This is a genomic window from Alsobacter sp. R-9, from assembly GCF_054612375.1.
Window position 1 is genome coordinate 140,663 of the sequence record NZ_JBTSWJ010000010.1, and the last position, 25,342, is coordinate 166,004.

Consider the following 25,342-nt stretch of genomic DNA (forward strand, 5'->3'; position numbering starts at 1 on the left):
CAAGAGGTCCTAACCGAGAAACGACAGCGTCTGTGGCGCATGAGCGGGAACGGCATACTTCTCCCCCGTTCGGGGGCATACCAGGTCGGGGCCTAGCTTTTCCCCGGCCCGGCTCATCCAGCCGACTCGCCGGGCCGGATTGCCGACCATCAGGGCGAAGGCAGGGACGTCCTTCGTCACGACGGCGCCGGCGCCGATGAAGCAGTACTCGCCCAGCACATGGCCGCAGACGATCGTGGCGTTGGCGCCGATGGAAGCGCCTCGGCCCACCGGCGTGCGGCGGAACTCGTCCTTGCGGCTCAAATGGGCGCGGGGGTTGTTGACGTTGGTGAACACGCAGCTCGGGCCGCAGAACACGTCGTCGGCGAGTTCGACGCCGTCGTAGAGCGCCACGTTGTTCTGGATCTTGCAGCCGTTGCCGACCGTGACGCGAGGGCCGATCATGACGTTCTGGCCGATCGAGCAGTCCTCGCCGATCACCGTGCCGGGCAGGATGTGGCTGAAGTGCCAGATCTTCGTGCCGCGCCCGATCCTGGCGCCCTCGTCGACGTAGCTCGACACGTGGATCAGCGCGCCGGGAAAGCGCGGGTCTTCCCGCATCTCGCTCATGAAGCTGGCCGTCCCTTCTTGTCGCCAGGGGTCCGGGCGGGGGCGGGGCGCATCAGGATGCCGAGACCTTGGCCACGTAGGGGTGCACGGGCGCGCTGCCCTTCCCCACGGGACGATTGCGGAACGTCGAGACGATGTCGATCGAGGTCCGCACCTCGTCGAGGCCGAAGCCCCGGCCCGCGATGATCTCCTCGTAGCTGCGCGTGTGGAGATCGGTGAAGCCCTCGGAGAACTCCACCTCCTCGCCGTCGACCGTGATCGAGCGGAAGGTCGTCTTCTGGCCCTTGACGCTCTCGGGGAGGTCGTTGCGGTCGACCGACAGGAACCAGCTCACGTCGGCGCGGGCGCATTCCAGGAAGCCCGCCGCCCGCGAGGGCTCGCGCAGGTGCGCCTCGTTGCGGCTCACGGGCCCGAAGACGAAGCTCAGCATGTCGAAGAAGTGGACGCCGATGTTCGTCGCGACGCCGCCCGACTTGGCGTCCTCGCCCTTCCACGAGGCGTGGTACCAGCGGCCCCGCGAGGTGCAGTAGGTCAGCTCGACCTTGTGGCGCTTGTTCGACGTCGCGAACTTCTCGCGCAGCGCGATGATGGCCGGGTGCAGGCGCAGTTGCAGGATCGTGGAGATCCTGCGGCCGGTGTCCTGCTCGATTTCCGCCAGCCCGTCGATGTTCCACGGGTTCAGCACCAGAGGCTTCTCGCAGATCGCGTCGGCCCCGGCGCGGAGGGCGAAGCGGCAATGGGCGTCGTGGAGATAGTTCGGCGAGCAGATGGCGACATAGTCGATCTTCTCCCCGCGGCGGCGCAGCTTGTCGATGTGCCGGTCGAACCGCTCGAACTCGACGAAGAAATGGGCGTCGGGAAAATGGCTGTCGATCACGCCGACCGAGTCGTTGGGATCGTAGGCCACGACCAGCTGGCCGCCGGTGTCCTTCATGGCCTTCATGTGCCGCGGTGCGATGTAACCGGCGGCGCCGATCAGAGCGAATGACGTCACGTGGTCGTTCCTTTGTTCTGGCCCGGCGCAAGGCCCGGACCGAGCCTGGACACGCTACCGCACTTCGGGTGAGCGCAGGCTCAACCGTTCCGGCAGACGCACAGGCGCGTCCGCAGCCGGGGGCGTGCCGCGTCAGGCGGCCTCGATCGCTCCGGCGTCGAGCACGACGCGAACCTTTCGACCCAGGAGGTCGAGCAGGATCGCGACACGCTCATGGTCCGTCAGGACCTGGAAGAGGCCCTGACAGGATTCGAAGGCTCCCGCCACAACGCGGATGGCGTCGCCCCTGGCGAAACGGGCCGCCGGCGGGTCGAGCCTGATCAGCCCGCTGTCATCCTCGCGGCCGCGGATGGCGTCGACGACGCCGGCCATGACGGGAAGGGGTTGCAGGCCATCGGAGATGATGCGGGTGACGCCGACGGTCGAATTGATGGAACGCCAGCGCTGCTGCGACACGTCGAGCCGGACGAACAGGTACCGCGGGAAGAACGGAGCCCGCACGGTCTCGATCCGGCGGGCGTGACGCCGTCTCTTGAGGATCGTCGGGACATAGGGCTCGAAACCCTGCCGCTGCAGATGGCGCGCAGCCAGGAACTCGGCGTTCGGCTGGCTGTGGACCGCGTACCAGGCCATATCGGACGCCTCAGCCATGGCCGGCCTCGCTTCGACGGGGCGACAGGAGGTTCGGAACGAGGACGCGGTTCCGACCGAACTCCGCTTCAGTATCCGCGATTCGGGCCGCCGTCTCCCTGATCGAGCAGACCACCGCGCCGTCCGCCCGGTCCGACAGGCCGCCCACGGTGTCGACGACCGGCACGCCGAGAAACCGCGGAGTATCGGCGGCGGGGTCCACCACGGCGACGATGGTGACCTCGGCGTCGATGGCGCAGAGCGCGGCGACTTCGGCGACTTCGGAGCGTCCCACGAGGACCACGCGCGACCAGCCGCGGGCCCGGGCAGTGCCGAAGAGCTCGGCGCAATCGGTGCGAGCCTGCCGGAAGAAGGAGAAGGAGTAGGACAGGTACTCCGCCGCCAGCCGGGACTTTTCGGCGAAGCCCTGGGGTGTCAGGTAGTAGCTGTAGCGCCGCGCGGGGATCTCCGAGACCTTCATCAGGCCCTTCCGGACGCACCGCTTCACATAGGCGTTGGCGAGGCCGAGCGCGATGCCGAGTTCGGCCGCAAGGTGGCGCTGCGAGCGCAGGCGCCCCGTTTCCACGGCCTCCAGCACGCCCAGCATGATCCGCGCATCCTCGGGGTCCACGGCCTTTGCGGCGGATGACGGCGTCGTCGACATGGCAGGCGTGTACAGCGTTCACGACATGAACGTCAACTGCCAAGGCAATGGTCGCCGCCCTGTCCCACCGCCGTCGTGCCGGGCGCTCCGGCTCCTGCCGTGGCTGTTGATGGTTCGATGCCTTCTCGCTACGAGGTTTCGTGGCAGCGATCGCAGCAGATGCGGTCGGCCTGATGGCGAAGGTGCAGGATGTGCGGGATTGCCGGCCGCTGGGACCGGGACGGGACAGCGGGGTACGCACTGCGGAATGGCCTTTCCGCCATGGTGGCCGCGATCCATCACCGTGGCCCCGACGGCGACGGGACCTGGCTGGACGAAGCCGCCGGTCTCGGCCTGGGGCATGTGCGCCTGGCGATCCAGGATCTCTCGCCGCTCGGCGCCCAGCCCATGCACAGCGCCAGCGGACGCTATGTCATCACGTACAATGGCGAGATCTACAACGTCGCCGAACTGCGCGCCGACTTGTCGGCGGCGGGCTGCGTCTTCCAGGGCAGCTCCGACACCGAGGTGTTCCTGGCGGGCGTGGAGAGATGGGGCCTCGAGCCGGCACTTCGCCGCTGCGCCGGCATGTTCGCCATGGCGCTCTGGGATCGGCAGGACCGGGTCCTGACCCTGATCCGCGACCGACTCGGAAAGAAGCCGCTCTACGTGCTCGAGCAGGGCGGAGCCTTGCGGTTCGCTTCGGAACTCAAGGGCTTCATGGCGGATCCGGCCTTCCGGCGGCGGGTCGACCCGGCCTCTCTGGCCTCCTATTTCCGCTTCGGCAACGTGCCGGGAACGGCTGCGATCTTCGAGGGTGTCCGCAAGGTGGCGCCCGGGGGACTGGAGCGGCACTTCGCCGACGGACGCAGGGAATTCACGACCTACTGGGATCTCGCGGGCGTTGCCCGCTGGGGAACCGCCTCTCCCGCGTCCGGATCACACCGGGAGCTGGCGGACCGGGCCGAGGCCGTGATCGATCGGGCGGTGCGCGACCGCCTCGTGTCCGACGTGCCGGTCGGTGCCTTCCTGTCGGGCGGCATCGACTCGTCCCTGGTGGTCGCGCTGATGAACCGGCACGTTCCCGGCGGTGCAAGGACGTTCTCCATCGCGTTCGACGATCCGCGTTTCAATGAAGCGCCCTACGCCGCAAGCATCGCGCGTCACCTGGGCACGCGCCACAGCGAACTGCATGTGACCGGCAGCGACGCCCTGAACGTGATCCCGGGCCTGCCGGAAATGTTCGACGAACCGTTCGCCGACTCCTCGCAGATCCCGACCTTCCTCGTGGCCAAGCTCGCGCGGGCCGAGGTCACCGTCGCGCTGACCGGCGACGGCGGGGACGAGATCGCGGGGGGCTACCGGCGGCACGTCGAGATCACCGGCAGGTGGAAGACTCTGGCGCGCGTACCGCGCCCCCTCCGCCGGGCCGTCGCCGCGCTCGGGCAGATGGCGCCAGCCGGGCTCGTCGAGGGTCTGTTCGGCCTTCTCGGCCAAGGCCGCGCGCCGGCCAACCCGGTCGAATGGGTGCGCAAGGCCAGCGCGATCCTCGCGGCGGATGACGCCCGCGCCGTCTACAGAGGGCTCGTGTCGCTCTGGCCCGACGGCATGTCGCCGACGGGACGGGCAGCACCGCCGTCGCTCGTCGACGATCCCGGTGCGGCCGGCGGGCTGAGCCTGCTCGGCGAGCTCCGCTACCTCGACATGGCCACCTATCTTCCGGACGACGTGCTGACCAAGGTGGACCGGGCGACCATGGCCGTGGCGCTGGAGGCGCGTTCGCCGCTCCTTGATCACCGCGTCGTCGAGTTCTTCTGGTCGCTGCCCGATGACGTCCTCGTCCGCGACGGGACGGGCAAGGTCATCCTGCGGGACATCCTCGCGCGGCACGTGCCCCCTTCCCTCTTCGACCGGCCGAAGACGGGCTTCGGCGTGCCGCTCGCCGAATGGCTCAAGGGGCCGCTGCGCGATTGGGGTCGCGCCCTTCTGGAGGACGAGCGCAGGAGCGGCACGCCGCTGGATCTCGTGACCGTCGACAGGGCGATGGACGACCTGATGCGGGGCCAGGGCAACCACCAGCATCGGCTGTGGGCCGTCTTCATGTTCCTGGCCTGGAAGAGGCGCTGGCAGGTCGGATGGGCCTAGCCCGATCCCCCTGAGACGCCTCGCCGCGACGGCCCAGGGCGTGTCACGGCACGCCGGCCGAAACTCACCACACCTTCCACGGCGCGCGACCGGAGGCCCACAACTCCTCGAGGAGGTTCTTCTCGCGCAGCGTGTCCATGGGCTGCCAGAAGCCCCGGTGGACATAGGCCTCCAGCTGGCCGTCGGCGGCGAGGCGGGAGAGAGGCTCGTTCTCCCAGACGGTCGAATCGCCGGGAATGAGGTCGATGCAGCGCGGCGAGAGCACGAAGAAGCCGCCATTGATGCTGCCGCCGTCGCCCTGCGGCTTCTCCATGAAGCCCTCGACGCTCGTTCCCGCGATGCGCAGCGCGCCGTAGCGGCCCGGAGGCTGGACCGCGGTGATGGTCGCGAGCTTGCCGTGCGCCCGATGGAAGGCGACGGAGGCAGAGACGTCGATGTCCGAGACCCCGTCGCCGTAGGTGAAGCAGAACGCCTCCTGATCGCGCACGTAATCGGCGACGCGGCGCAGGCGCCCACCCGTCATGGTGGCATCGCCGGTGTCGACGAGCGTCACGCGCCAAGGCTCGGCGTGGCGGTGATGGACGTCCATGGTGTTGGAGCGCATGTCGAAGGTCACGTCCGACATGTGCAGGAAGTAGTTGGCGAAATACTCCTTGATCACATAGCCGCGGTAGCCGCAGCAGATGACGAAGTCGTTGATGCCATGGGCGGAATAGATCTTGAGGATGTGCCATAGGATCGGCCGTCCGCCGATCTCCACCATGGGCTTGGGACGGACCGTGGTCTCCTCGGAGATCCGCGTGCCGAGCCCGCCCGCCAGAATCACAGCCTTCATGATCAGCGTCCTGCTGTCCCGCGGCCGACCGCGCCGTCGGCCCGTCACGGCCCTCCGGCCGCAGAACCTGATACCGCGATGGGCGATGACAAGCCCTTAACGGCGTCAGTCGACCGACAGTCCCGGGATCGCCGTAGCGAACCGGCCACCCCATTGGCGGATGAAGGCCAGTTGCTCCGTGATCTCGTCCCTGAGGTTCCAGGGCAGGATGAACACCACGTCCGGTCGCATCCGCTCGATCGTGTCCACCGGAAGGACGGGAATGCGGCTTCCGGGCAGCAGGCGGTCGAGCTTGGCGGGGTTGCGATCCACGACGTAGGCCATGTGCTGGCGGCCGATGCCGCAGTAGTTGATGAGCGTGTTGCCCTTGGCCGCGGCGCCATATCCCACCACCGACCGGCCCGCCCGCCGCTCGGCGGCGAGGAAGGCCATCACGTCCTCCTTGATGGCGCAGACGCGGCCGGCAAAGGCGTCGAGCCCGCCGGGCGTCTCAAGCCCCGCCGCCCGCTCTTCCTCCCGCACGGCGGCGACGGCCGGGGTCGGCGCATGGGCGGCGGCGTCGTGGCAGACGAACAGGCGGAGCGAGCCACCATGGGTCGGCAGAGCCTCGACGTCGAAGATCCTGAGGCCGTGCCGGGCAAAGACGCGATGGAGGGGCGAAAGGCTGAGGTAGGAGAAGTGCTCGTGGTAGATCGTGTCGAACTGGTTGAACCGGATCTGGTTCAACAGATGCGGGAACTCGAAGGTCGCCACGCCCTCCGGCTTCAGGATTTCGCGGAAGCCGCCGACGAAGTCGTCGAGGTCCGGCACGTGGGCGAGCACGTTGTTGGCAGCGACGAGGTCGGCGGCGCCTCGGGCGGCGCGGATCGCGCGGGCACTGTCGATGCCGAAGAACACCGTCTCCGAGTGCACGCCAACGGCGCGCGCCGCCTCGGCGCACGCGGTGGCGGGCTCGATGCCGGTCACCGTCATGCCGAGCGGCACGAAGTTGCGCAGCAGGTAGCCGTCGTTGCTGGCCACCTCGGCCACGTGCGAAGCCGGCGTCAGCCCGAAGCGGGCGACCATGGCCTGCGCATAGCGGCGGGCGTGCTCGAGCCAGCTGGTCGAGTAGGAGGAGAAATAGACGTAGTCGGCGTTGAAGATGTCCTCCCGCCTCGCGAGTTCCGGCAATTGCACGAGGAAACATGCGTCGCAGACACGAACGTGCAGCGGATAGACGGTCTCGCCTTCCTCCGCGCGGTCCAGCGGGATCAGGGCGTTCGACAGGGGCTGCACGCCGAAATCGATCACGGTGCGATGCAGGGGGGCGCCGCAGGCCCGGCAGCCAATCTTTCGTGCCATGCGTCCGTCCTGGTTTGTCCCCGGGCGCGGGGTGTCCTTGCCTGTCCTGTCGACGCGGTCGCTTGAGCGCCGGGGCCGAAGCGTCCTACAGGACGGTAAAGGGATCGTCCACGAACCGCCTGCGGGCGGCCCCACCGGAGACCAAGCGCGCATGGCGCCCCCGCGGCTGCTCTACCTCGTCACCGAGGACTGGTACTTCGCCTCGCACCGGCTGCCGATGGCACGGGCGGCGAAAGCGGCCGGATTCGACGTGCACGTCGCGTGCCGCATCGACCGGCACGCCGAGGCGATTGCCGCGGAGGGTTTCACCGCGCACCCGCTCCCCTGGTCGCGAATGAACCGGAAGGCCGGCGATCTTCTGCGCGAAATTGCATCCATCCGCGCGCTCTACAAAGATCTGCGCCCGTCGCTGGTGCATCAGGTGGCGATGAAGCCCGTGATCCTCGGCTCGCTGGCGTCCTCCGGGCTCGGCCTGCCGACGGTGAACTCCGTTGCCGGCCTCGGCTGGGGGTTCATCGCCAAGGGTCCGAAGGCGGCCGTGGTGAGGGCCGGGCTCGGCACGGCGCTGCGGATCCTCCTGAACAGGCCTCACGCGACGACGATCGTCCAGAACCCGGACGACCGCGAGGCACTGGAACGCATCGGCGTCCGTCCGGAGCGTCTGACGCTCATTCCCGGATCGGGTGTGGAGACGGATGTCCTCCAGCCTCTTCCGGAGCCGGAAGGGCCCTTCACGGTGGGCTTCGCCGGCCGGCTGCTCGCCGACAAGGGCGTGAAACCGCTGGTGGAGGCGCAGGCGCTCCTTCGCGCCTCGGGTGAGGACGTTCGACTCCTCGTGGCCGGCACGCCAGACCCCACGAACCCCGCGACGCATGGCGAGGACGAGCTCGACTCCTGGCGGCGGCAGGAGGGCGTCGCGTTGCTCGGCCACGTGGCCGACATCCGCACCCTGTGGGCGCGCTGCCACGTCGCCGCCCTCCCCTCCCGCCGCGAGGGCCTGCCGAAGGCGCTGATGGAGGCTGCCGCCTGCGGGCGTGCCCTGATCGCGACCGATGTTCCCGGCTGCCGCGAGGTGGCCCGCGCGGGCGTCAACGGACTCCTCGTGCCGGTGGACGACCCGGCCGCCCTCGCGCAGGCGATCCTTGCGCTCAAGCGCGATCCGGCCCGGCGCGCCGGCTATGCCGCCGCCGGCCGCCGCCTCGTGGAGGACCTGTTCTCGGCGCGCGCCATCGGGGCGCAGACCGTGGACGTGTACCGGGCCGCCGTCGGGATTGCCCCGCCGGCCGCCAGCGGCTAAGGGACGCGCGAAGAGGAACAGCGCATGAGCCACGGACGCCGCATCGCGATCATCGGTCTCGGTTACGTCGGCCTGCCGGTCGCGGTGGCCTTCGCCGAGGCGGGGCTGCCCGTCATCGGCTTCGACATCGACCGCAGCCGCATCGACGAGCTCACGGCGGGCCGGGACCGCACCCGCGAGGTCGAGCCCGACCGCCTCTCGTCCCCGCACCTGCGCTTCACCGACCGCCCGGACGTGCTGCGGGAAGCCGATTTCTTCATCGTCACGGTGCCCACCCCCATCGACGAGGCCCGCCGGCCCGACCTCGGCGCGGTGCTCAAGGCGTCCGAGACGGTCGGGCGCGCGCTGAAAAAGGGCGACATCGTGGTCTACGAGTCGACCGTCTATCCCGGCGCAACCGAGGAGGACTGCGTGCCCGTGCTGGAGCGCGTGTCCGGGCTCGCCTGCGGACGCGACTTCACGGTCGGCTACTCGCCCGAGCGCATCAACCCCGGCGACCTGCAGCACCGTTTCGAGACGATCCTCAAGGTGGTCTCGGGACAGGATGCGGCGACGCTGGAGACGGTGGCGGCCGTCTACGGGTCCGTCGTGAAGGCCGGCATCCACAAGGCGCCCTCGATCAAGGTGGCCGAGGCAGCCAAGGTCATCGAGAACACGCAGCGCGACCTGAACATCGCCTTCATGAACGAGCTGTCGATCATTTTCCGGCGGCTCGGGATCGACACGGGCGACGTGCTCGCGGCGGCGCGCACGAAGTGGAATTTCCTGCCCTTCACGCCAGGACTCGTGGGCGGCCACTGCATCGGCGTCGACCCGTATTACCTGACGCACCGGGCGGAGATGGCCGGCTACCATCCCGAGGTCATCCTCGCCGGACGGCGCGTGAACGACGGCATGGGCGCCCTGATCGCGCGGGAGTGCGTCCGGTTGCTGCTCTCGTCGGGCCGGGCGCAGCCGACGGTGACCGTGCTGGGCCTCACCTTCAAGGAGAACGTGCCGGACACCCGCAACTCAAAGGTGGTCGACATCGTCTCCGAGTTGCAGAGCTTCGGCGTGACGGTGCAGGTGCACGATCCGCTGGCCGATCCTGCGGAGGCGAAGCACGAGTACGGCCTCACACTCACGGCGGAGGCCGATCTGGGCCCCGCCGACGCGGTGATCCTCGCCGTGTCGCACGTCGACTACGCGTCGGGCGGTTGGAACCTCGTGCGGCACCGCCTGCGCGACGGCAAGGGCGTCGTCATGGACGTAAAGGGCGTGCTCGACCGCGCGAACGTGCCTTTCGGCGTCACGCTCTGGCGGCTTTGACGGCCTTCTCGGCCAGGATCAGCCACACCGGGAGCATGCCGAGCGCGCTGAGCCACCAGGCCTGCCACGCGCCATAGCCCACCGCCGCCACCACGACGGCGGTGACGATGGCCGCCGCTGCCGCCGGCACCACCGCCGGATCGAGGCGGCCCGCCGCGCGCACCATCCGGCCCAGTGCCACGGCCACCAGAAACGCTCCCATCAGGCCGAGTTCCACCCAGACCTGCAGCCCCATGTTGTGGGGATGACTGTCACGGATGCCATCGCGCAGCGCTTCCGGGACACGCTGCAGAAGGGGGCCCGCGCCGATCTCGCCCGAGCTGTCGAAGCCAAACCCGGTCATCGGCTGCAGCGCAGTGGCGGCGGAAAAGGCCCGCCAGATCAACAGTCTCTCGCGGGCATGCCCCTCCTTCATGGCATCGAGCGCCGCCGCCGGCAGGACCTCGTCCACGATCGCGGGAATGAAGGGCTGCACCAGCATGAACAGCGCCACGGCGACGGCGAGCGCCGGGATCAGCCAGCGCCAGCCCGTCATGAAGAGCACGAAGGCGGCGGCGCCGCAGACGAGAGCGAGCTTTGCCGTCTCGCTCTCGCTCATGAACACCGCGACGCCGACCAGCAGGGTGAGCGCGGCGGTCCCGTTGCGGCCGACCGTGGCGCGGGCCAGCACGAGGGTCGGCCACAGCCACAGGGCCATGACCACCGCCGACTGGTTCATCTTGCTGGGGTTCAGGTTGGCGCGGAAGAGGCGGTGCAGGAGGAGGCCCGTGCGCAACTCGACGATGAGGAGCACGGCCGCCAGGGCGAGGCCGCAGACGAGGACGAGGGCCGCCTTCCGCGGCGCGGGCGGCGGATCGGCCGAGGCGAGCACCAGGGCCACGGCGATCGGAAGCGCGGCATGGGCGAGGAGCACCTCGATCGCCTCGCGCGGGACCGGCGTGTGTTCGATGGAGAGGCCAGCCACCAGCAGGAGCAGGACCAGCGCCGCGACCATCACGAGGTCACGCGGTCGACGCAGGGCCCCGGCCATCGCCCAGGCGGCGAGAAGGCACGCGGCAGCAAGGCCGCAGACCAGCGGCAGGGAGCGGAACGTCATTACCGCCAGCGGCAGTGCGGCGGCGAGGAGACCGAACCCCGCCAGCAGGACGCGCTCCTGCCAGAGGCGGCGATCGCCGATGCTGTCCGATCCCGTCGCGCTCATGCTTTCCGTTCCGAGCCCCGGCGGGGCGCCCTGCTGCCTAGACCGTCTGTCCGGCGCCATCAAGTGCAGCCAGCCGGCGCGCGACGAGGGCCTGCGCCTTCGTGCCACCCAGGCTGGCAAAGTGTCCGGGATGAACGATCCTGGGCTGCAGTGCCGCGATCTGCTTGAGGCTGCGGGCGGCCGCGCCCCGGTCGCCGCCCGGCAGATCGAGGATCATCGGCCCGTCATAGAGGGCGTCACTGGAAAAGAGTGTTCCGGTCGCCGCCTCGAACAGGCCGAGCAGGCCCGGCGAGTGGCCGGGCAGGTGCACGATCTCCAGCGGTCGCGCCCCGACGTCGATGATGTCGCCGCCGGCGACGAGACGGGTCGGCGGCGCAGGGGCGACTTCGTGGCGGGCCGCGTCGAAGCCCGGCTGCGGCAGCTGGAGGAAACTGGCCGGCCCGAGCCAGCCCTCCGCCAGCGTGCGGATGCGGCCGCCCTCGCCAAGGATGTCCGCCTCGGCCGGGTGGGCCCACCGCTCGCCGAACTCGTGCGCGGCGCCCATGTGATCGTAGTGCGCGTGGGTGACGAGCAGGACCGGCTCACGCCCCGTGAGCCCGAGCACCAGCGGGCGCAGCGGGAAGACGCCCGTGCCCGCGTCGACGAGCAGGTCCCGGTCGCGACCACGGATGAGCCACATCAGGCCCGCGTGGAGCGGCGCAGCATGGCGCTCCTCGATCCGCAGGATGCCATCGCCGACATCCGTCACGGCATACCAGTGCGCTGCATCCATGCCGTCGATCCCCGCGACCATTCTGTGACGGCCTTGCCAGTGGCTGCAACGGGGGCGAGGCTGTCGGCATGATCGTCGACACGCGCCTGCCCTTCCGCCTCGCCATCGTCGCCGAGAGCGAAAACGCGTGCTGCAACCGGTTGCATGGCGCCGGGTTCGATCGCGACAGGGCCTCCGAGATTGCCGTCTACCTGGGACAGGCGACGGACCTGCCGGGGTTCCTGCCCGGAATCGCCGCTGCGCTGGCGCCTGCCGGCGTGGCGGTGGAGGCCGTGGACGTGGACCATGCGTCGGCGCGGCTCGCTTCGTGGCTAGCATCGCCTACCGTCGTCTGGGTGATGACCGATGGCCTCGCGTACTACCGCGGAAGCCCGGTCACCGCGCTCGCGAGGCTGGTGGGCCTGCCCGTCTACGGTTCCGGCGCGCAGGCCCAGCATCTGTGCCAGGACAAGTTCGCGAGCGGCATGCTCGCCCGGTCCGCCGGGCTCCGGACACCGCCGACGGCCCTTTACGAGGGGAGCCGGTTCCTCGCGGGCGACCGGCTCCAGGCCACGGCGGGACCGTTCTTCGTCAAGCCGAACAGGCTCGGCGCCAAGATCGGCATCTTCGCCGACAGCCTCGCCCCAGACTTCACCGCCGCCATGGAGCTGTGCCGACGGATCGAGGCGCGCTACTGCGACAGGGCCGTGGTGCAGCCGTTCGTGCCCGGTTCGGATGTCCGCGTCAGTTTCATGGACCTCGGCGGCCCCCTGCCGCCGCAGCTGGGCATTGCGCGGCTCGCCAGGGACCCGCGCAGCGAAACAGGCGGCGCCTTCATGACGATGAGGGACAACGAGACATTGTCCTCTGCCAGGGACACCGAGGGCGGCACCGGCGGATTCAGTGCCGGACGGACCCTCGCCTTCACGCCGCGGATGGACGACCTTCGGCGATCGACCTCGGGGGCGGATGCGGCACTGGTGGCGGAGATCGAGGCGATGGCCGACGCCCTCGCCCGTCTTGTCGGACTGCGCGACTATTTCTCGATGGACATCCGGGTGGACGAGGACGGGGTTCCCTGGTTCCTCGAGTTCGAGACGTGCCCCGCGGTCACGATCTACGATTTCCAGACCTATCTGCGCGAGCGTTCGGGCCTCTCGCTCGGGGAGGCTCTCCTCGCCTCGCTTCGGCGCGTCCCAGAGCGGAAAGACGAGATTTAGGAAGCGCTTTGCTCCATGGACTGCGGTTCGGATTCATCTTGCGCCCTTTCCGGAACGCCGACTTTCGCGAGTCGAAACAGCCGCTTGTCCGGCCATGCTCGGACTTTGATTCCGCAGTGAGGGCGATCCGGCGATGACGTCTTCCTTTTCGAGTACGCGCCGTCCCACGGGACCGAGGCTGACCCGCGCGCATGTCGACCGCGTGCACCGGGAGGTGGCGGATCTGGGCCCCCCACCCGGCATCGCGCAACTCGGCGACGAGGACTACGCCGGACTGGCCCGGGACCTGCTGGCGTCCTATCGCGGCGGGCCCGTCCTGGTCTTCGCCTACGGCTCCCTCATCTGGAAGCCGAGCGGAGAGTATGGACCGCCCATGGCGGGGACCGTCCACGGCTGGCATCGTTCCTTCTGCCTTCGGGTCCTGCGCTTTCGCGGAACGCCGGATTCCCCGGGCCTGATGATGGCGCTCGACCGTGGCGGCTCCTGCCGGGGTCTGGTCTACCCCCTGCTTGGCGTAGATCCCGGCCGCGAGGTCGAGGCGCTCCTGCGGCGGGAGATGACGAACAAGCCGCCCACCAACGTGCCCCGCTGGGTGACGGCGATCACTGAAGCGGGACCTGTTCAGGCGATTGCGTTCACGATCAACCGGCGGAGCTGGGCCTATTGGCCGGAGACCTCACCGGCCGAGACGGCGCGCGTGCTGGCGACGGCGTGCGGCCACTGGGGGTCCGGCGCGGACTACCTCTTCAACGCTGTCACCCATCTCGCGGCGAGCGGTATCAGGGATCGCAACCTCTGGCGGCTGCAGTCCCTCGTGGCCGAGGAGATCGAGCGGAACACCCCGTCCGACGGGTGAGACGCATGCTCATGAATTGATTCAAGCAGGCCATGCCAAGGATCTGATGTCCCTTGGGTTTTTCCGAAGCCTTCCTCCGGTTTCAGGCCGCTCGAACGAGCAGGATTCCGGCCGGGACCGTCACGACCTCGAAGTCCGCATCAGCGCCGCATTCCCACATCTGCATGAGGAAACGCCCCTCCCGGTCGAGAGCGACGAGCGGCAGGTGCCACAGGCCCCGAGGATAGACCAGCACCTGGCCGGGACTGCCGACGAAGGCCTCGGCCCGGTTGACGTCTGGCCGGCCCTCGGGGGTCGCGGGCGCGACGACGACGAGCGATCTCGCATCGCCGAGGGGCAGGAAAAGCTGATCGGACAGCGGGTGTCGCTCGAAACAGTGCACCTGGAACGGCAAAGCCGACGGCCAAAGGTCGTACAGCGCGGTCACAGGCCGGGACGCCGGCGCTTCATGGCCGAGATCAGCCGGGAGATCGGTCCGCAGGCCCCGGCCCTCGTTCACCGGCCGGCCCGGCATGGCCTCGACGGACAGCACACGACCGAATTGCCGGAACGTCGTCCGAGACAGGGGCCGGGGTAGAAGAACCCTCGGCGGAATGGCGTCACCGCCCGTCATCTTCGTCCTCGTCGGTTTCCCTGGCCGGGACCGCATAGACGCCGTTGAGCCAGCGCGAAAGATCGAGGTCGGCGCACCGCTTGGAGCAGAAGGGGCGGTAGAGCTTCAGCGCCGGCTTGCCGCACAACGGGCAGGCGCGGCCGGACGGATCGAGTTCCTGTGCGGCGCCGGTGACGGGACGGTTGTCGTTCGTGGGGGTCATGCCCCCGATATGGACCGTTCGATCCCCGATGGCCAGCCTCGCCGGGCTTCCCGCCCCCCGAAAAACGAAGACCCCGGTGCTTTCGCACCGGGGTCCCGTCGATCAACCGCGAGGTTGGATCAGAAGTCGCGCTGGAAGCGCAGACGACCGAACCACTGCGAGTCGTTCTGGCCGAGGAACGGGTTGTTGACCGTGTTCTGGACGAGCGCGATGTAGTTCGGCTTGTCCACGAACGTCTGCCAACCCACTTCCGCGCCGATGTCGAGGCCGCGAACCGGCGTCCAGATCAGCTGCGTAGCGACGGTGTAGGCAGCGGCGTCGTACCACGGGCCGTAGTGGTCAACCGCGCCGTAGGCCATCGTCAGGCCCGAACGCAGGGTCGGCATCCAGTAGTGCAGGAAGCCGCCGGTGACCGACCAGGAGTTGGTCAGGTGGCCGTTGCCGGTCGGATCGTAGATCACGTCAGCAGACGGGATCGACACGGTGCCGAAGCCAGCCGTGCCCCAGCCGGTGTAGCTGTTCGCGCCGGTGGCGTAAGCCGCCTGCAGGAACAGGGCATCGCCGGGGGCGATCATCGGCAGGTTGACCTTCACGCCCGCCTGGATGGCGTAGCCGTACTCGGTGTCGCCGATCAGGCCGTTGTAGACGTTGCCGGTCGTGACCGCGCCGCCAGGAGCAACGCCAGCGCCGACGCGGGTCTGGTGCACCGCACCAGCGAGCATCGCAGCGCCCCACGAGCCGGTGTAGTCGAGGCGAGCCACGACGTCAGGCATCGCATGGCCACCGAACGACGGCTGGCCGTTGACCGGACCAGCGAGCGTGCCGATCGTGGTCGTGGTGAAGCCCGTGCCGACGTTGTTGATGCCGACGCGACGCTCCGAGCCGTCCTCGAGGGCGAGGGTGGCCGAGAAGCCGCCACCGAACGAGGCGGTGTAGGCGAGGGCGTTGATGGCGCCGTAGTCCGAGCCGCGGCCGTTCGCGCCACCGCCGAGGTACGAAATACCGCCGAACGGAGCGAATTCGAAGAACGACGTGGCGACGCGACCAGCGGTGATGCCGGCGAACTGGATGTAGGCCCAGTCAAGCGTCGTCGTGGCGGCCGAGCCCGAGTCCTTCGTCACGTAGACGCGGGTCGTGGCGCGGACCGGACCCCAATCGGTCGCGGTGTAGGAGTCGAGGGCGAGGTAGCCGCGAGCGCGGGTCGCCGTCGTGTTGTTGTTGCGCGAGAAGGGCTCGGCATAGATGTAGTCAGCGCGGACGCGGCCCGAAACCTTCAGGCAGGTGTCCGAACCGGGGATGTAGAAGAAGCCGGCGCCGAACTGCGAGCAGACGCGCACGTACTCGACCGGCGCGGCCTTCTTGGACGGAAGGTCGGCGGCCTGAGCCCCGGCCACCGCGGCGAAGCCAGCGGCGGTACCGAGGAAGAGGCTCTTCATGAGCTTCATTTGGTAACCTCCAAAAGACGTTTTCGAGACCCATCGGGAGCGGGCTTGGTCTTCATCCGATCTGGCCCCCGAAGGCCCTCTCAGCGAAGAGTCCCTTACCCCTGTCCGCCGGACCGCAGGTGCCTCCACCAGGCGATCCGAAGGCGCGACAGGGAATCCCCTGCCACGACGCAACCTTAGCGTGTGCCTTGGGGCGATCAACCAAACAGCGAGCGCGGGACGGCCTTTCCGGGGCGTTTTCAAGGCCGTGTTGCACAATAGCCACGACCAGAGGTTGCACCCCGTCTGTCTGTTAACACTCGATTAATCAGCGGGTTGGCTGGAGGTGCTGATTTAAGCGAATGACAGGGTTAACGCTGTCTCTACCGCAGGCTGTGACTGCCCAAACGCGACGCTTGCGCACCGCAAGTTGTGCGACGCACCGCAGGCGGCCCTGCCCACGGCTTCAGCAATCTGCCTGTTTCAACCACAGATCGTCACGGTTCAGATCGTGTCGTCCCACCCGCGCGACAGCTTCACGGCAGCGTTGATGAGGCCCACCATCGAGTAGGTCTGCGGGATGTTGCCCCACAGCTCGCCGGTGTCGAGGTCGGCATCCTCTGACAACAGGCCGAAGCTGTTGCGGCGCTTCAGGATGCGCTCGAACAGGGCCCTCGCCTCGCCGCGCCGGCCGATGGAGGCGAGGGCATCGACGTACCAGAAGCCGCAGATGAGGAATCCGGTCCTCATGTGCCCGAAGTCGTCCTCCACCGCGTAGCGCAGCAGCAGGTCGCCCCGGCGCAGCGCGGCCCCCACGGCTTCCACCGTCGCGACGAATCGCGGATCTGTCGCCTCGATGAAGCCGAGTTCGGCCAGAAGCAACAGTGTCGCGTCGAGATCGTGGCCGCCGAAGGTCGAGACGAACGTGCCGAGTTCCGCATTGAAGGCCTGCTGCTCGATGATCCGCCGCATGGAATCCGCCTCGCGGCGCCACTCCTGGGCCCTGTCGGGCTTGCCGAGTTCGAGACCGATTCGGGCCAGCCGGTCGCAGGCCGCCCAGCACATCACGCTCGAGAAGGTATGCACGGCGGCCTTGGTGCGAAGCTCCCACGGCCCGGCGTCGGGCTGGTCGAACACCCGGACCGCCCGGCGGCCCAGCTTCTCCAGGTGGGCGAACAGTTCGTCGTTCCCCGGCCGGATCATGCGCCGGTCCATGAAGGCGTGCGTCGAGGCCAGGACCACGCTGCCGTAGACGTCGTTCTGGATCTGCGAGGCGGCGGCATTGCCGACACGGACCGGCCCCATGCCGCGATAGCCCTGCAGGGCGGGCGCCTGGCGTTCCTCGAGGTCGGGCGAGCGGGTGATCCCGAACAGCGGGGGCAGATCCTCGGGGCGGCCGGGCTCCTCGGCGTCGTCGACGATGTTGGTGATGAAGCCGAGGAAGTCCTCCATCGTCCTCGTCGTTCCCAGCCGGTTGAGCGCCTGGATGACGAAGTAGGCGTCTCGGAGCCAGCAGAACCGGTAGTCCCAGTTGCGGCCGCTGTCCGGCGCTTCGGGAATCGAGGTCGTCAGCGCCGCCACGATCGCGCCCGTCTCCTCGAACTGGCACAGCTTCAGGGTGATCGCGGCCCGGATCACCTCGCGCTGCCACTCATAGGGGATCGAGAGCGACCGGACCCAGTCGCGCCAGTGGTCGGTCGTCTTCTCGAGGAACTCGCGCGCCGTCTCGTCCACCTCGGTCCGCAACGGCTCGTCCGCGCCGAAGAAGAACGACAGGGGCCTGTCCAGCGAGAAGGGCGTACCCTCCGCCACGTACGAGATCGGCGCGTCGGTGGTGAGGCGCAGCGTCATCTGGGGGCCGACGAAGCGCACATGATGACTGCCGCGCGTCTCCTCGGGCGTGCGGGCGCCCCACTCGAACCGGGGGGCAAGGCGCACGCGCACGCGGGGCCGTCCGCGCAGGGGACGAATGCGACGAACCAGCTGCGGCGGCCGGAAGATCCGGCCGAGATGGCGGAACCGCGGTGCGAAGTCGGTGATCTCGACGATGTTTCCGCGCGCGTCCTCGATCTCGGAGACGAGGATGGCGGTGTTGTCCTCGTAGCGCTGGCGGCATTCCACCGCGCCGAGCATCTCGATGGCGAACTCACCGCCGCGCCCGCCTTCCTCACCGCCCAGCAGGCTGCAGAAGACGGGATCCCCGTCGAACCGCGGGAAGCAGGACCAGACGATGCGTGCCTGCCGGTCCACGAGCGCGGCCAGCATGCCGTTGCCGATCACGGCGAGATCGAGTGAAGGATGACGCGCCTGGTTCGGCTCCGGCATGGACGACTCCTCAGTCGGTGGCGGTCGAAGACGTTTCGAAGGGACAGGTTCCGGTCTCGGCCCACGCCAGGAGACGGGCGCGGAGCACGGCAGGCCCGGCGAGCCGCAGGGGTGCGAGGCTCTTCCCCTCGCCGATCCGGACGGCGAGGCCGCCACGGGCGAGGACCTCGGCAAAGCCGTGCTCGTCCGTATCGTCGTCGCCGACGAAGACCGGGATGCGTCCGCGGTAGGGCTCATGATCCAGCAAGGTGGCGATGGCCCTCCCCTTTCCCGCCTCGGCGGGGAGGATCTCGATCACCGACTTGCCCGTCTGCGCGCGCCAGCCCGACCCGAGCCGCGCGAGGGCCTGCGCAGCCAGGTTTTCGACATGGGGCCGAAGGTCGGGGACCGCCCGCCAGTGGAGCGCGACCGACGCGCCCTTGTCCTCGGCGATGAAGCCGAGTGCCCCCGCGGCGTCGCGAAGGCGCGCGACCTCCGCCCTGAAGGCCTCGGGGACGGCGGCGCAGCTGAGGGTTTCGCCGGCAAGGCGCAGTTCCGCACCGTGCAGTCCTGCCGCATCGAACCGGTGGGGCGACAGGAACCGGTCGAGCGCCTGCACCGGCCGGCCGCTGACGAGCGCCAGGGCACCGCCCATCCGCTCGGCGACGCGCGCCATCGCGTCGGAAAGCCCGGGCTCGACACGCACGGCGTCCGGACGCGGGGCGATGTCGACGAGGGTCCCGTCGAAGTCAAGGAACAGGGCGTGGCGGCACGGCACGGTCATGGCGGCGGCTGACCGATGGGATCACGCCTGAGCCGCGACGGCGGCCGGCGCATTGGGCGCGACGAGCTTGCTGATCCGCTCGCGCTTTCGCAGCCGGGAGGCGTCGAGGAGCATCTGCCCCGCCCAGCGGTACACGTTGCGGGCCCTCACCTGCTCGCGCATGAGGCGCATGCGCTCCTGCTGCTCGTGGTCCGGCATGGTCAGCGCGCGCAGGATCGCCTCGCCCATGGCGTGGGTGTGGTAGGGGTTGACGATGAGGGCCTCCCCAAGCTCGCGCGAGGCGCCGGCGAAGGCCGAGAGCACGAGCACCCCGCGCTCGTCGTCGCGCGCAGCGACGAACTCCTTGGCGACGAGGTTCATGCCGTCGTGAAGGCTCGAGACGAGGCAGAGGTCGGCCGCGCGGAACAGCGTGAAGACGTCAGCCGGCTCGTGGTGCTCGGCCACCAGAAGGATCGGCCCGGGCGTGCCGTCCCCATGGCGGGCGTTGATCTCGGCCGCGAGCGCCTCGGCCTCCTCCTGGAGGGTGCGATAGCTCGCGAGCTTGCTGCGCGTAGGAGCCGCGATCTGCAGAAGCGCGAAGCGGCCCCTCCACTCGGGATGCTCCGTGAGGAAGCTGTCGACCGCGTGCATGCGGTCGACGATGCCCTTCGTATAGTCGAAGCGCTCGATGCCCACGCACAAACGGACGTCCGGCGCGAGGTCGTATTTCTCGCGAACGAGCAGACGGCAGTCCTCGATGCTCTTCTGCGTGGCGAGCGCGGCCGGCGGCCACTCGATGGAGATCGGATAGGGCCGCACGACCGTTTCGCGGCCGCCGAAGGCCACCGAAGCCGTCTCGCGGTTGATGCGGCACTCGAGGAAGCGGTCGACCGTGTCGAAGAAGTTGTTGCAGTGAAACTGCGTGTGGAATCCGAGGATCGAGGATCCCAGCAATCCCTCCACGATCTCCTCGCGGTAGGGGCAGATCCCGAAGGTCTCCGCGTTCGGCCAGGGGATATGCCAGAAGGTGACGATCGTGGCGTCCGGAAGCCGCTCGCGCAGCATCCGGGGCAACAGGGCGAAATGGTAGTCCTGGATCAGGATGATCGGGTCCGGCCGCTTCGCCTCGGCGGCGACGGCATCGGCGAACTTCTCGTTCACGGCCCGGTACATGGCCCAGTCGTCCTTGCGGAAGGTCGGACGAACGAAGGCGATGTGGCAGAGCGGCCAGAGGCCCTCGTTGGCGAAGCCGTAGTAGTAGCCGTCCTGCTCCTCGTCGCTCAGCCACACCCGCCGCAGGGTGTAGTTCGGCGCGTCCGGCGGCACGGCGACGCGGTCGGACCCGTCGACCGTCTCGCGGTCGGCGGAGCCGCTGCCATGGGCGACCCACGTGCCGCCGCAGGCCCGCATCACCGGCTCCAGGGCCGACACGAGGCCGCTCGCGGGGCGCTGCACGTGAATGCCGGACCGCCCCCGGTTGTGAATGTAGGGCTCGCGGTTCGACACGACGATCACCTCGGAACCCGGCAGCTCGTTGGCGAGCGCCACCGTGAGCGTCTCGGGCGTCCATTCGGTATGGGTCGCGTCGATGCGCCGGCGCACGAAATCGAGTTCGTCGAGCGCCTGCCGGATGTCCTGTCCCACGCCGAGGAGCGAGGGCGGCGCCGGGGGTGCCTTCCCTGCCCGGAGGTCGTCGATCGCCTGGCGCAACGATCCCATCCAGCTCCGGGCCAGGACGAGGCCTACGAACGCGACCAGCGCCGCCGCGATCAGAGCGGCGACGAGCAGCGACGCGAGAAGGCCGGCCCGGAACTGGCTCAGCCGTGCGGCGGTGAAGCCAAGATCATGGAGAATGACGACGCGGCCGAGGTCCGGCGTACCGCCCAGCGGGAACGCGTGGACGACCACCCGCCCCTCCATCTCGACGTCGATGCGCCCGGCGTCCGGCGTCCGCTGCAGCGCCGCGCAGGACAGGATGTCGGGCATGAGGCGGGAGCCGGCGAGCAGTCTCGAATCGGGGCCGCAGAGGCCGGCCGCCACGAGGCGCTGGTCGGTGGTGATGCGGTCGAACAGCGCATTGGCGCGCGTCATGTCCCCGGAGCGCGCGAAATCCGTGAGCTGGTCGCGGATCGATTCGAAGACGAGGCGCGCCCTCAGGTCCACGTCGCGCTGCGTCCAGCGGTCGAACATGCCGGTGGCGAGAGGCAACAGCGCCGCGGCCAGCATGGCGACTGCCGCCACGCCGGCGGCAATGATCCAGGGGACGTGCGACCACCGCGCCTTCACCAGCGTCATCGAGCTCAACCTCCGAAAGCCTCAGAACGCGCGAGCGCGCCAAAACGAAGCAGCAGAGGTCAAGGAAATCGGCGCCCGGTGGCCTCATCGCGCCAAAACGGTGTCATCCACGGTACACAACCATGGCGAGAATCCGCCGTCCGGCGGGGCACGAACGGCTCAGGCCGAGACGGTCGGGCGGACGAGGGTCTCGATATCGAGGGCCTGAGCCCAGGCGGGATCGCTGCCCAGCTCCAGCACGACCCGGGCCACGCCGTCGCGCGTTTTCACCCCGAGAAGGCGCAGCAGCGCGGCGACGTGGACCTTGGCCGTCGCCTCGGCGATGCCGAGCGTCATGGCGATGTCGCGGTTCGACATGCCGAGCACGAGGAGCTTCAGAACGTCCTTCTGCCGATCCGTGATCCGCGAGAGGTCCGCGCGCCGGGCCCGGTCGCCGAGGGGCATCGCGGCCTGAAGCGCGATCGGGATCCCCGCCACGGTCGCCGGCACGAACTCGCCCTGGTCGAGCATGAGCTGGACGGCGGTGACGAAGCGTTCGCGCGGGAGATCCTCGAGCAGGAAGCCGGCCAGCCCGGCCGCCGAGCAGTCCCGAAGATCCCTGCGCGTTCCCTGCTGCGCCACGATGGCGAAGCGGGCGCGTGCCTTGCGGCGACGGAACGGGAGCAGGAGGTCGATGGTCCGGCGCACGGTGCCCTGCATCTCGACGATGGCGAGACACTCCGTCGCCTCCCCGCAGACCTGCGCGTCAGCCTCCAGTAGCGTGGCTGCGGACACGGCGGGAACGTCCGGCACATCCTCGGCGAGGATCCGGCAGGCGGTCTCCCGCCAGTGCTCCCGGCTGTGGACGATCACCACGCGTCTCATGGACGGCATTCCCGCGCCTCCTACGCTTAACGTGCCATGAATGAGGGGAAAGAAACGGCGCGGTTGGTGTGCGTTTCGTCACCAGCCGCATGGCTGGCGTGCGTCGCTGCAGCGGGCCTTCGGCGGGCTCGGAAGGCTCCGGGCGGCACGCCCGTCCTGCCGGCAAAGAACCGGCTGAAATAGGCCGGATCGTCGAAGCCGAGCGAGATGGCGACCTCCGACACCGTCATGCCCGTGTAGAGCAGGTTGCGCTTGGCCTCCATCACGATCCGGTCGTGCAGGAGCGCGGTCGCGGAGGCCCCCGCCACCGCCCTGCAGGCGCGGTTGAGGCGCGAGGGCGTGACGCCGAGCGCGAGCGCGCAGTCATCCAGACGCGGATGTTCGCGGAATCGGTGCTCGACGAGTTCGCGCAACCGTCGCACGAGATCGCGGTCGCGGGCGGTGGCGCCCGTCACGGTCCCATCGTCCCGTTCGGCGACCGCCTCGCGCGCCCGCGCCACCGCGACGAGCAGCAGCCCGACACGGGCGTGGATGGCCGTCCTCCGACCTCGCGCGGCCCACACGAATTCACGCTCGATGCCGGCCATCAGCGAAGGCAGGGCGAGGTCGGGCAGCCTGTCCCCATCAAGACACAGCCCCTTCTCCAGGATCGAGGTCATGTCCGGATCCGCGCCGAGGATGCCGGCGACGACATGGCGCGAGACGGTGAGGACGTAGCCGTCCGATCCGGGCTCGAAGACGAAGCCATGGACCATGTCGGCCGGCACGACGACCAGTGCGGGCGGGACGACACGGCGGACGATGTCCTCGAGTCGAACCTCCGCGCCCCCCTCCAGCAGCAGTAGAAGCTGGTGCTGGTCCGGGTGGGAATGCGGCCGGATCGTCCAATCATGCACCCGGCTGCGGGTGGCGATCCGCTCGACGTGCAGGAAGTCGAATTCCACGTCCTGCAGGGGCTCGCCGTAAAGAAAATAGTGCGGGACGGGGTCCAGCGCTGGCACGGACATGGGCGTTCCTCGACGGCGACGGCTTCCTCTTTGTCAAAAAAGTGCAAGAAACCGCGCCGTTTGTCCATCGACGCCAGCCGCGTCATGGGGAGAAGTCGCCGCACCGTCGGTCCCTGTCCCCGGAGGTTCCGCATGTCCCAGAACACGGTCCAGGTCGTCATCGTCGGCGCCGGCCCGGCCGGGCTGCTGCTCGGCCAGTTGCTGCACGGGCACGGCATCGAGACGCTGATCCTCGAGCGGAAGTCGGCCGACTACGTGCTGTCGCGCATCAGGGCGGGCGTCCTCGAGCAGGGGACCGTGGACCTCCTCGCAAGCGCCGGGGTCGACGCCCGGCTGCACCGCGAAGGGCTGGTGCACGAGGGCTTCGCCGTCGGGTTCCACGGGCGCACGCTGCGGATCGACCTCAAGGCGCTCACCGGCCGTGGCGTGACCGTCTACGGCCAGACGGAAGTGACCCGGGACCTGATGGAGGCCCGCGCCGGTGCGGGCCTGCGGACCGTCTACGAGGCCGAGGACGTCACCCTGCATGGTTTCGACGGGACGCGGCCGCGCGTGACCTGGCGGGAGAATGGCACCCGACGCGAAGTCACCTGCGACATCATCGCCGGTTGCGACGGCTTCCACGGCGTCAGCCGCACGAGCGTGCCGGAGGCATCGCTGCGGACCTTCGAGCGGGTCTATCCGTTCGGCTGGCTCGGGATCCTCGCCGACGTCCCGCCCTGCTCGCACGAGCTCATCTATGCCGGCCACGAGCGGGGGTTCGCCCTGTGCTCCATGCGCTCGCCCACCCGCAGCCGCTACTACGTGCAGTGCAGCGCCGAGGAGGACCTCGCCGCGTGGAGCGACGACGCGTTCTGGGACGAGTTGCGCCGCCGCCTCGACCCCGCTGCCGCGGCGGCAGTCGTGACCGGACCGTCGATCGAGAAGTCGGTCGCGCCGCTGCGCAGCTTCGTCGCCGAGCCGTTGCGGTTCGGCCGGCTCCTGCTGGCCGGCGACGCGGGGCACATCGTGCCCCCGACGGGGGCGAAGGGCCTGAACCTCGCGGCGAGCGACGTCTTCTACATGACTGAGGCGCTCGCCGAATGGTTCGCGAGCCGGAACGACGCGGCGCTGGACCGCTACTCGGCGCGCGCCCTCGCGCGGATCTGGAAGGCAGAGCGCTTCTCGTGGTGGATGACGTCCCTCCTCCACCGGTTCGACCACCACAGCCCGTTCGACCGCAGGATGCAGGAGGCGGAGTTCCTCTATCTCGAGGGGTCGCTCGCGGCGCGGACCGCGCTGGCGGAGAACTACATCGGCCTGCCGTTCTGACGCGGGGCCTTCGCTCGCCGGTCCTTGGCCGCTGACAATGGCTACGAACGGGGCCATCCTGTCCGTGAATCGGGAAAAGGAACCGGGCATGGCATTCGAAGCGCCACGGGCGCAGGTGGTTCCGGAGGCCGTGGCCGCCCGCGGCACGCCGGTGCGGTTTCCGGCCGGGAGCGTCCTGTTCAGGCCGGGCGACAGCTGCAGCGGGCTGCTGCTGGTGAAGCATGGCAGCGTGCGCGTCCAACTGGTGTCGGAAACGGGCCGGCAGGTGACGCTCTACCGGGTGGTGGACGGCGTCGCCTGCGTTCTCTCGACCCAATGCCTGATGACGGGCAGCGCCTACCCCGCCGAGGGCGTGGCGGAGACCGACGTCGAGGGCATCTTCCTCGCCGCGGCGACAGTCGAGGCGCTGCTGCGGGACGATGCCTCCTTCCGCGCGTGGATGTTCGGCGTCTACGGGTCGCGGCTGGTCGAACTCGTCATGCTGGTCGAGGATCTGCTCGAGACCCGCATCGACCGGCGCCTCGCGCAACACCTGCTCTCGCAACCGGAGGGCGAACCGCTGGCGCAGACGCACCAGTCGATTGCGGCCGAACTCGGCACGGCGCGCGAGGTGGTGAGCCGGCACCTCAAGGACTTCGAGCGCCGCGGCCTGGTGACCCTCGGCCGCGGCCATCTCGGGATCGTCGACCGATCCGGTCTCGCGCGGCTGGCGAGCGAGACCCGCTGAGG

Annotated in this window: 23 protein-coding genes; 7 read left to right on the forward strand and 16 right to left on the reverse strand. The window is 69.3% G+C overall.

What is annotated here, in order from left to right:
* Positions 1-9 precede the first annotated feature (9 nt).
* The 4 genes from ACX9GQ_RS16815 to ACX9GQ_RS16830 form a co-directional block, all read right to left on the reverse strand.
* Positions 10-609 (reverse strand): acyltransferase, encoded by a 600-nt coding sequence (locus ACX9GQ_RS16815; protein WP_459630723.1) that lies wholly within the window; start codon positions 607-609, stop codon positions 10-12.
* A 52-nt stretch (positions 610-661) separates the two neighbouring features.
* The gene (locus tag ACX9GQ_RS16820; RefSeq protein WP_459630724.1) at positions 662-1,603 is read right to left on the reverse strand and encodes a Gfo/Idh/MocA family oxidoreductase; all 942 of its coding nucleotides are present in this window, start codon (positions 1,601-1,603) and stop codon (positions 662-664) included.
* 132 nt (positions 1,604-1,735) lie between these two features.
* On the reverse strand, positions 1,736-2,254 hold the full coding sequence (nusG, locus tag ACX9GQ_RS16825; RefSeq protein ID WP_459630725.1) for a transcription termination/antitermination protein NusG: 519 nt from the start codon (positions 2,252-2,254) through the stop codon (positions 1,736-1,738).
* Positions 2,247-2,840, reverse strand: a complete 594-nt coding sequence (locus ACX9GQ_RS16830) for a winged helix-turn-helix transcriptional regulator (protein ID WP_459630726.1) — start codon at positions 2,838-2,840, stop codon at positions 2,247-2,249. Before ACX9GQ_RS16830 ends, nusG begins: the two co-directional genes overlap by 8 nt.
* A 246-nt stretch (positions 2,841-3,086) precedes the next feature.
* Between ACX9GQ_RS16830 and asnB the strand changes: the two genes are divergently transcribed.
* Positions 3,087-5,021, forward strand: coding sequence for an asparagine synthase (glutamine-hydrolyzing) (gene asnB, locus ACX9GQ_RS16835; RefSeq protein WP_459630727.1), 1,935 nt, complete (start codon positions 3,087-3,089; stop codon positions 5,019-5,021).
* Between the two features lie 64 nt (positions 5,022-5,085).
* On the opposite strand, the gene rfbF is transcribed toward asnB, so the two are convergent.
* Positions 5,086-5,856, reverse strand: a complete 771-nt coding sequence (gene rfbF / locus ACX9GQ_RS16840) for a glucose-1-phosphate cytidylyltransferase (protein WP_459630728.1) — start codon at positions 5,854-5,856, stop codon at positions 5,086-5,088.
* 105 nt (positions 5,857-5,961) lie between these two features.
* Positions 5,962-7,197 carry a class I SAM-dependent methyltransferase gene (locus ACX9GQ_RS16845; RefSeq protein WP_459630729.1) on the reverse strand — a complete coding sequence of 412 codons (1,236 nt, stop codon included), beginning with the start codon at positions 7,195-7,197 and terminating at the stop codon, positions 5,962-5,964.
* A gap of 151 nt (positions 7,198-7,348) precedes the next feature.
* On the opposite strand from ACX9GQ_RS16845, the gene ACX9GQ_RS16850 reads away from it, so the two are divergent.
* A complete protein-coding gene (locus tag ACX9GQ_RS16850) occupies positions 7,349-8,494 on the forward strand; it encodes a glycosyltransferase family 4 protein (RefSeq protein ID WP_459630730.1) in 1,146 nt (381 codons plus the stop codon).
* Between the two features lie 24 nt (positions 8,495-8,518).
* On the forward strand, positions 8,519-9,802 hold the full coding sequence (locus ACX9GQ_RS16855) for a nucleotide sugar dehydrogenase (RefSeq protein ID WP_459630731.1): 1,284 nt from the start codon (positions 8,519-8,521) through the stop codon (positions 9,800-9,802).
* On the opposite strand, the gene ACX9GQ_RS16860 is transcribed toward ACX9GQ_RS16855, so the two are convergent.
* Both ACX9GQ_RS16860 and ACX9GQ_RS16865 read right to left on the reverse strand, forming a co-directional pair.
* Positions 9,783-11,003 (reverse strand): O-antigen ligase family protein, encoded by a 1,221-nt coding sequence (locus ACX9GQ_RS16860; RefSeq protein WP_459630732.1) that lies wholly within the window; start codon positions 11,001-11,003, stop codon positions 9,783-9,785. The two genes, ACX9GQ_RS16855 and ACX9GQ_RS16860, sit on opposite strands and share 20 nt — an antisense overlap.
* A gap of 37 nt (positions 11,004-11,040) precedes the next feature.
* Positions 11,041-11,775: an MBL fold metallo-hydrolase gene (locus ACX9GQ_RS16865; protein ID WP_459630733.1), complete on the reverse strand. Its 735-nt coding sequence runs from the start codon at positions 11,773-11,775 to the stop codon at positions 11,041-11,043.
* A 68-nt stretch (positions 11,776-11,843) separates the two neighbouring features.
* On the opposite strand from ACX9GQ_RS16865, the gene ACX9GQ_RS16870 reads away from it, so the two are divergent.
* The gene (locus ACX9GQ_RS16870; protein ID WP_459630734.1) at positions 11,844-12,974 is read left to right on the forward strand and encodes a D-alanine--D-alanine ligase family protein; all 1,131 of its coding nucleotides are present in this window, start codon (positions 11,844-11,846) and stop codon (positions 12,972-12,974) included.
* 133 nt (positions 12,975-13,107) lie between these two features.
* Positions 13,108-13,830, forward strand: a complete 723-nt coding sequence (locus ACX9GQ_RS16875; RefSeq protein WP_459630735.1) for a gamma-glutamylcyclotransferase — start codon at positions 13,108-13,110, stop codon at positions 13,828-13,830.
* 82 nt (positions 13,831-13,912) lie between these two features.
* On the opposite strand, the gene ACX9GQ_RS16880 is transcribed toward ACX9GQ_RS16875, so the two are convergent.
* The 8 genes from ACX9GQ_RS16880 to ACX9GQ_RS16915 form a co-directional block, all read right to left on the reverse strand.
* A complete protein-coding gene (locus ACX9GQ_RS16880) occupies positions 13,913-14,443 on the reverse strand; it encodes an ureidoglycolate lyase (protein WP_459630736.1) in 531 nt (176 codons plus the stop codon).
* Entirely contained in the window at positions 14,430-14,645 is a 216-nt protein-coding gene (locus ACX9GQ_RS16885) for a DNA gyrase inhibitor YacG (RefSeq protein WP_459630737.1), read from the reverse strand. The genes ACX9GQ_RS16880 and ACX9GQ_RS16885 overlap by 14 nt, the downstream gene beginning before the upstream one ends.
* A 119-nt stretch (positions 14,646-14,764) precedes the next feature.
* Entirely contained in the window at positions 14,765-16,090 is a 1,326-nt protein-coding gene (locus tag ACX9GQ_RS16890; protein WP_459630738.1) for a porin, read from the reverse strand.
* Between the two features lie 483 nt (positions 16,091-16,573).
* Entirely contained in the window at positions 16,574-18,394 is a 1,821-nt protein-coding gene (locus tag ACX9GQ_RS16895; protein ID WP_459630739.1) for a glycoside hydrolase family 15 protein, read from the reverse strand.
* Positions 18,395-18,404: 10 nt separating this feature from the next.
* Positions 18,405-19,157 (reverse strand): trehalose-phosphatase, encoded by a 753-nt coding sequence (gene otsB / locus ACX9GQ_RS16900; protein WP_459630740.1) that lies wholly within the window; start codon positions 19,155-19,157, stop codon positions 18,405-18,407.
* A gap of 21 nt (positions 19,158-19,178) precedes the next feature.
* A complete protein-coding gene (locus ACX9GQ_RS16905) occupies positions 19,179-21,431 on the reverse strand; it encodes an alpha,alpha-trehalose-phosphate synthase (UDP-forming) (protein ID WP_459630741.1) in 2,253 nt (750 codons plus the stop codon).
* A 159-nt stretch (positions 21,432-21,590) separates the two neighbouring features.
* The gene (locus ACX9GQ_RS16910; protein ID WP_459630742.1) at positions 21,591-22,304 is read right to left on the reverse strand and encodes a LuxR C-terminal-related transcriptional regulator; all 714 of its coding nucleotides are present in this window, start codon (positions 22,302-22,304) and stop codon (positions 21,591-21,593) included.
* A gap of 17 nt (positions 22,305-22,321) precedes the next feature.
* Positions 22,322-23,302 (reverse strand): helix-turn-helix domain-containing protein, encoded by a 981-nt coding sequence (locus tag ACX9GQ_RS16915; RefSeq protein ID WP_459630743.1) that lies wholly within the window; start codon positions 23,300-23,302, stop codon positions 22,322-22,324.
* 132 nt (positions 23,303-23,434) lie between these two features.
* On the opposite strand from ACX9GQ_RS16915, the gene pobA reads away from it, so the two are divergent.
* Both pobA and ACX9GQ_RS16925 read left to right on the forward strand, forming a co-directional pair.
* The gene (gene pobA, locus ACX9GQ_RS16920) at positions 23,435-24,613 is read left to right on the forward strand and encodes a 4-hydroxybenzoate 3-monooxygenase (RefSeq protein WP_459630744.1); all 1,179 of its coding nucleotides are present in this window, start codon (positions 23,435-23,437) and stop codon (positions 24,611-24,613) included.
* 88 nt (positions 24,614-24,701) lie between these two features.
* Positions 24,702-25,340 (forward strand): Crp/Fnr family transcriptional regulator, encoded by a 639-nt coding sequence (locus tag ACX9GQ_RS16925; protein ID WP_459630745.1) that lies wholly within the window; start codon positions 24,702-24,704, stop codon positions 25,338-25,340.
* The last annotated feature ends 2 nt before the right edge of the window (positions 25,341-25,342 follow it).

Excerpts from the sequence above, each read along its gene's own strand:
- ACX9GQ_RS16815 (WP_459630723.1), bottom strand. The coding sequence starts at position 609 with ATGAGCGAGATGCGGGAAGACCCGCGCTTTCCCGGCGCGCTGATCCAC.
- nusG (WP_459630725.1), bottom strand. The coding sequence starts at position 2,254 with ATGGCTGAGGCGTCCGATATGGCCTGGTACGCGGTCCACAGCCAGCCG.
- ACX9GQ_RS16830 (WP_459630726.1), bottom strand. The coding sequence starts at position 2,840 with ATGCTGGGCGTGCTGGAGGCCGTGGAAACGGGGCGCCTGCGCTCGCAG.
- asnB (WP_459630727.1), top strand. The coding sequence starts at position 3,087 with ATGTGCGGGATTGCCGGCCGCTGGGACCGGGACGGGACAGCGGGGTAC.
- rfbF (WP_459630728.1), bottom strand. The coding sequence starts at position 5,856 with ATGAAGGCTGTGATTCTGGCGGGCGGGCTCGGCACGCGGATCTCCGAG.
- ACX9GQ_RS16845 (WP_459630729.1), bottom strand. The coding sequence starts at position 7,197 with ATGGCACGAAAGATTGGCTGCCGGGCCTGCGGCGCCCCCCTGCATCGC.
- ACX9GQ_RS16850 (WP_459630730.1), top strand. The coding sequence starts at position 7,349 with ATGGCGCCCCCGCGGCTGCTCTACCTCGTCACCGAGGACTGGTACTTC.
- ACX9GQ_RS16855 (WP_459630731.1), top strand. The coding sequence starts at position 8,519 with ATGAGCCACGGACGCCGCATCGCGATCATCGGTCTCGGTTACGTCGGC.
- ACX9GQ_RS16860 (WP_459630732.1), bottom strand. The coding sequence starts at position 11,003 with ATGAGCGCGACGGGATCGGACAGCATCGGCGATCGCCGCCTCTGGCAG.
- ACX9GQ_RS16865 (WP_459630733.1), bottom strand. The coding sequence starts at position 11,775 with ATGGATGCAGCGCACTGGTATGCCGTGACGGATGTCGGCGATGGCATC.
- ACX9GQ_RS16870 (WP_459630734.1), top strand. The coding sequence starts at position 11,844 with ATGATCGTCGACACGCGCCTGCCCTTCCGCCTCGCCATCGTCGCCGAG.
- ACX9GQ_RS16875 (WP_459630735.1), top strand. The coding sequence starts at position 13,108 with ATGACGTCTTCCTTTTCGAGTACGCGCCGTCCCACGGGACCGAGGCTG.
- ACX9GQ_RS16880 (WP_459630736.1), bottom strand. The coding sequence starts at position 14,443 with ATGACGGGCGGTGACGCCATTCCGCCGAGGGTTCTTCTACCCCGGCCC.
- ACX9GQ_RS16885 (WP_459630737.1), bottom strand. The coding sequence starts at position 14,645 with ATGACCCCCACGAACGACAACCGTCCCGTCACCGGCGCCGCACAGGAA.
- ACX9GQ_RS16890 (WP_459630738.1), bottom strand. The coding sequence starts at position 16,090 with ATGAAGCTCATGAAGAGCCTCTTCCTCGGTACCGCCGCTGGCTTCGCC.
- ACX9GQ_RS16895 (WP_459630739.1), bottom strand. The coding sequence starts at position 18,394 with ATGCCGGAGCCGAACCAGGCGCGTCATCCTTCACTCGATCTCGCCGTG.
- otsB (WP_459630740.1), bottom strand. The coding sequence starts at position 19,157 with ATGACCGTGCCGTGCCGCCACGCCCTGTTCCTTGACTTCGACGGGACC.
- ACX9GQ_RS16905 (WP_459630741.1), bottom strand. The coding sequence starts at position 21,431 with ATGACGCTGGTGAAGGCGCGGTGGTCGCACGTCCCCTGGATCATTGCC.
- ACX9GQ_RS16910 (WP_459630742.1), bottom strand. The coding sequence starts at position 22,304 with ATGCCGTCCATGAGACGCGTGGTGATCGTCCACAGCCGGGAGCACTGG.
- ACX9GQ_RS16915 (WP_459630743.1), bottom strand. The coding sequence starts at position 23,302 with ATGTCCGTGCCAGCGCTGGACCCCGTCCCGCACTATTTTCTTTACGGC.
- pobA (WP_459630744.1), top strand. The coding sequence starts at position 23,435 with ATGTCCCAGAACACGGTCCAGGTCGTCATCGTCGGCGCCGGCCCGGCC.
- ACX9GQ_RS16925 (WP_459630745.1), top strand. The coding sequence starts at position 24,702 with ATGGCATTCGAAGCGCCACGGGCGCAGGTGGTTCCGGAGGCCGTGGCC.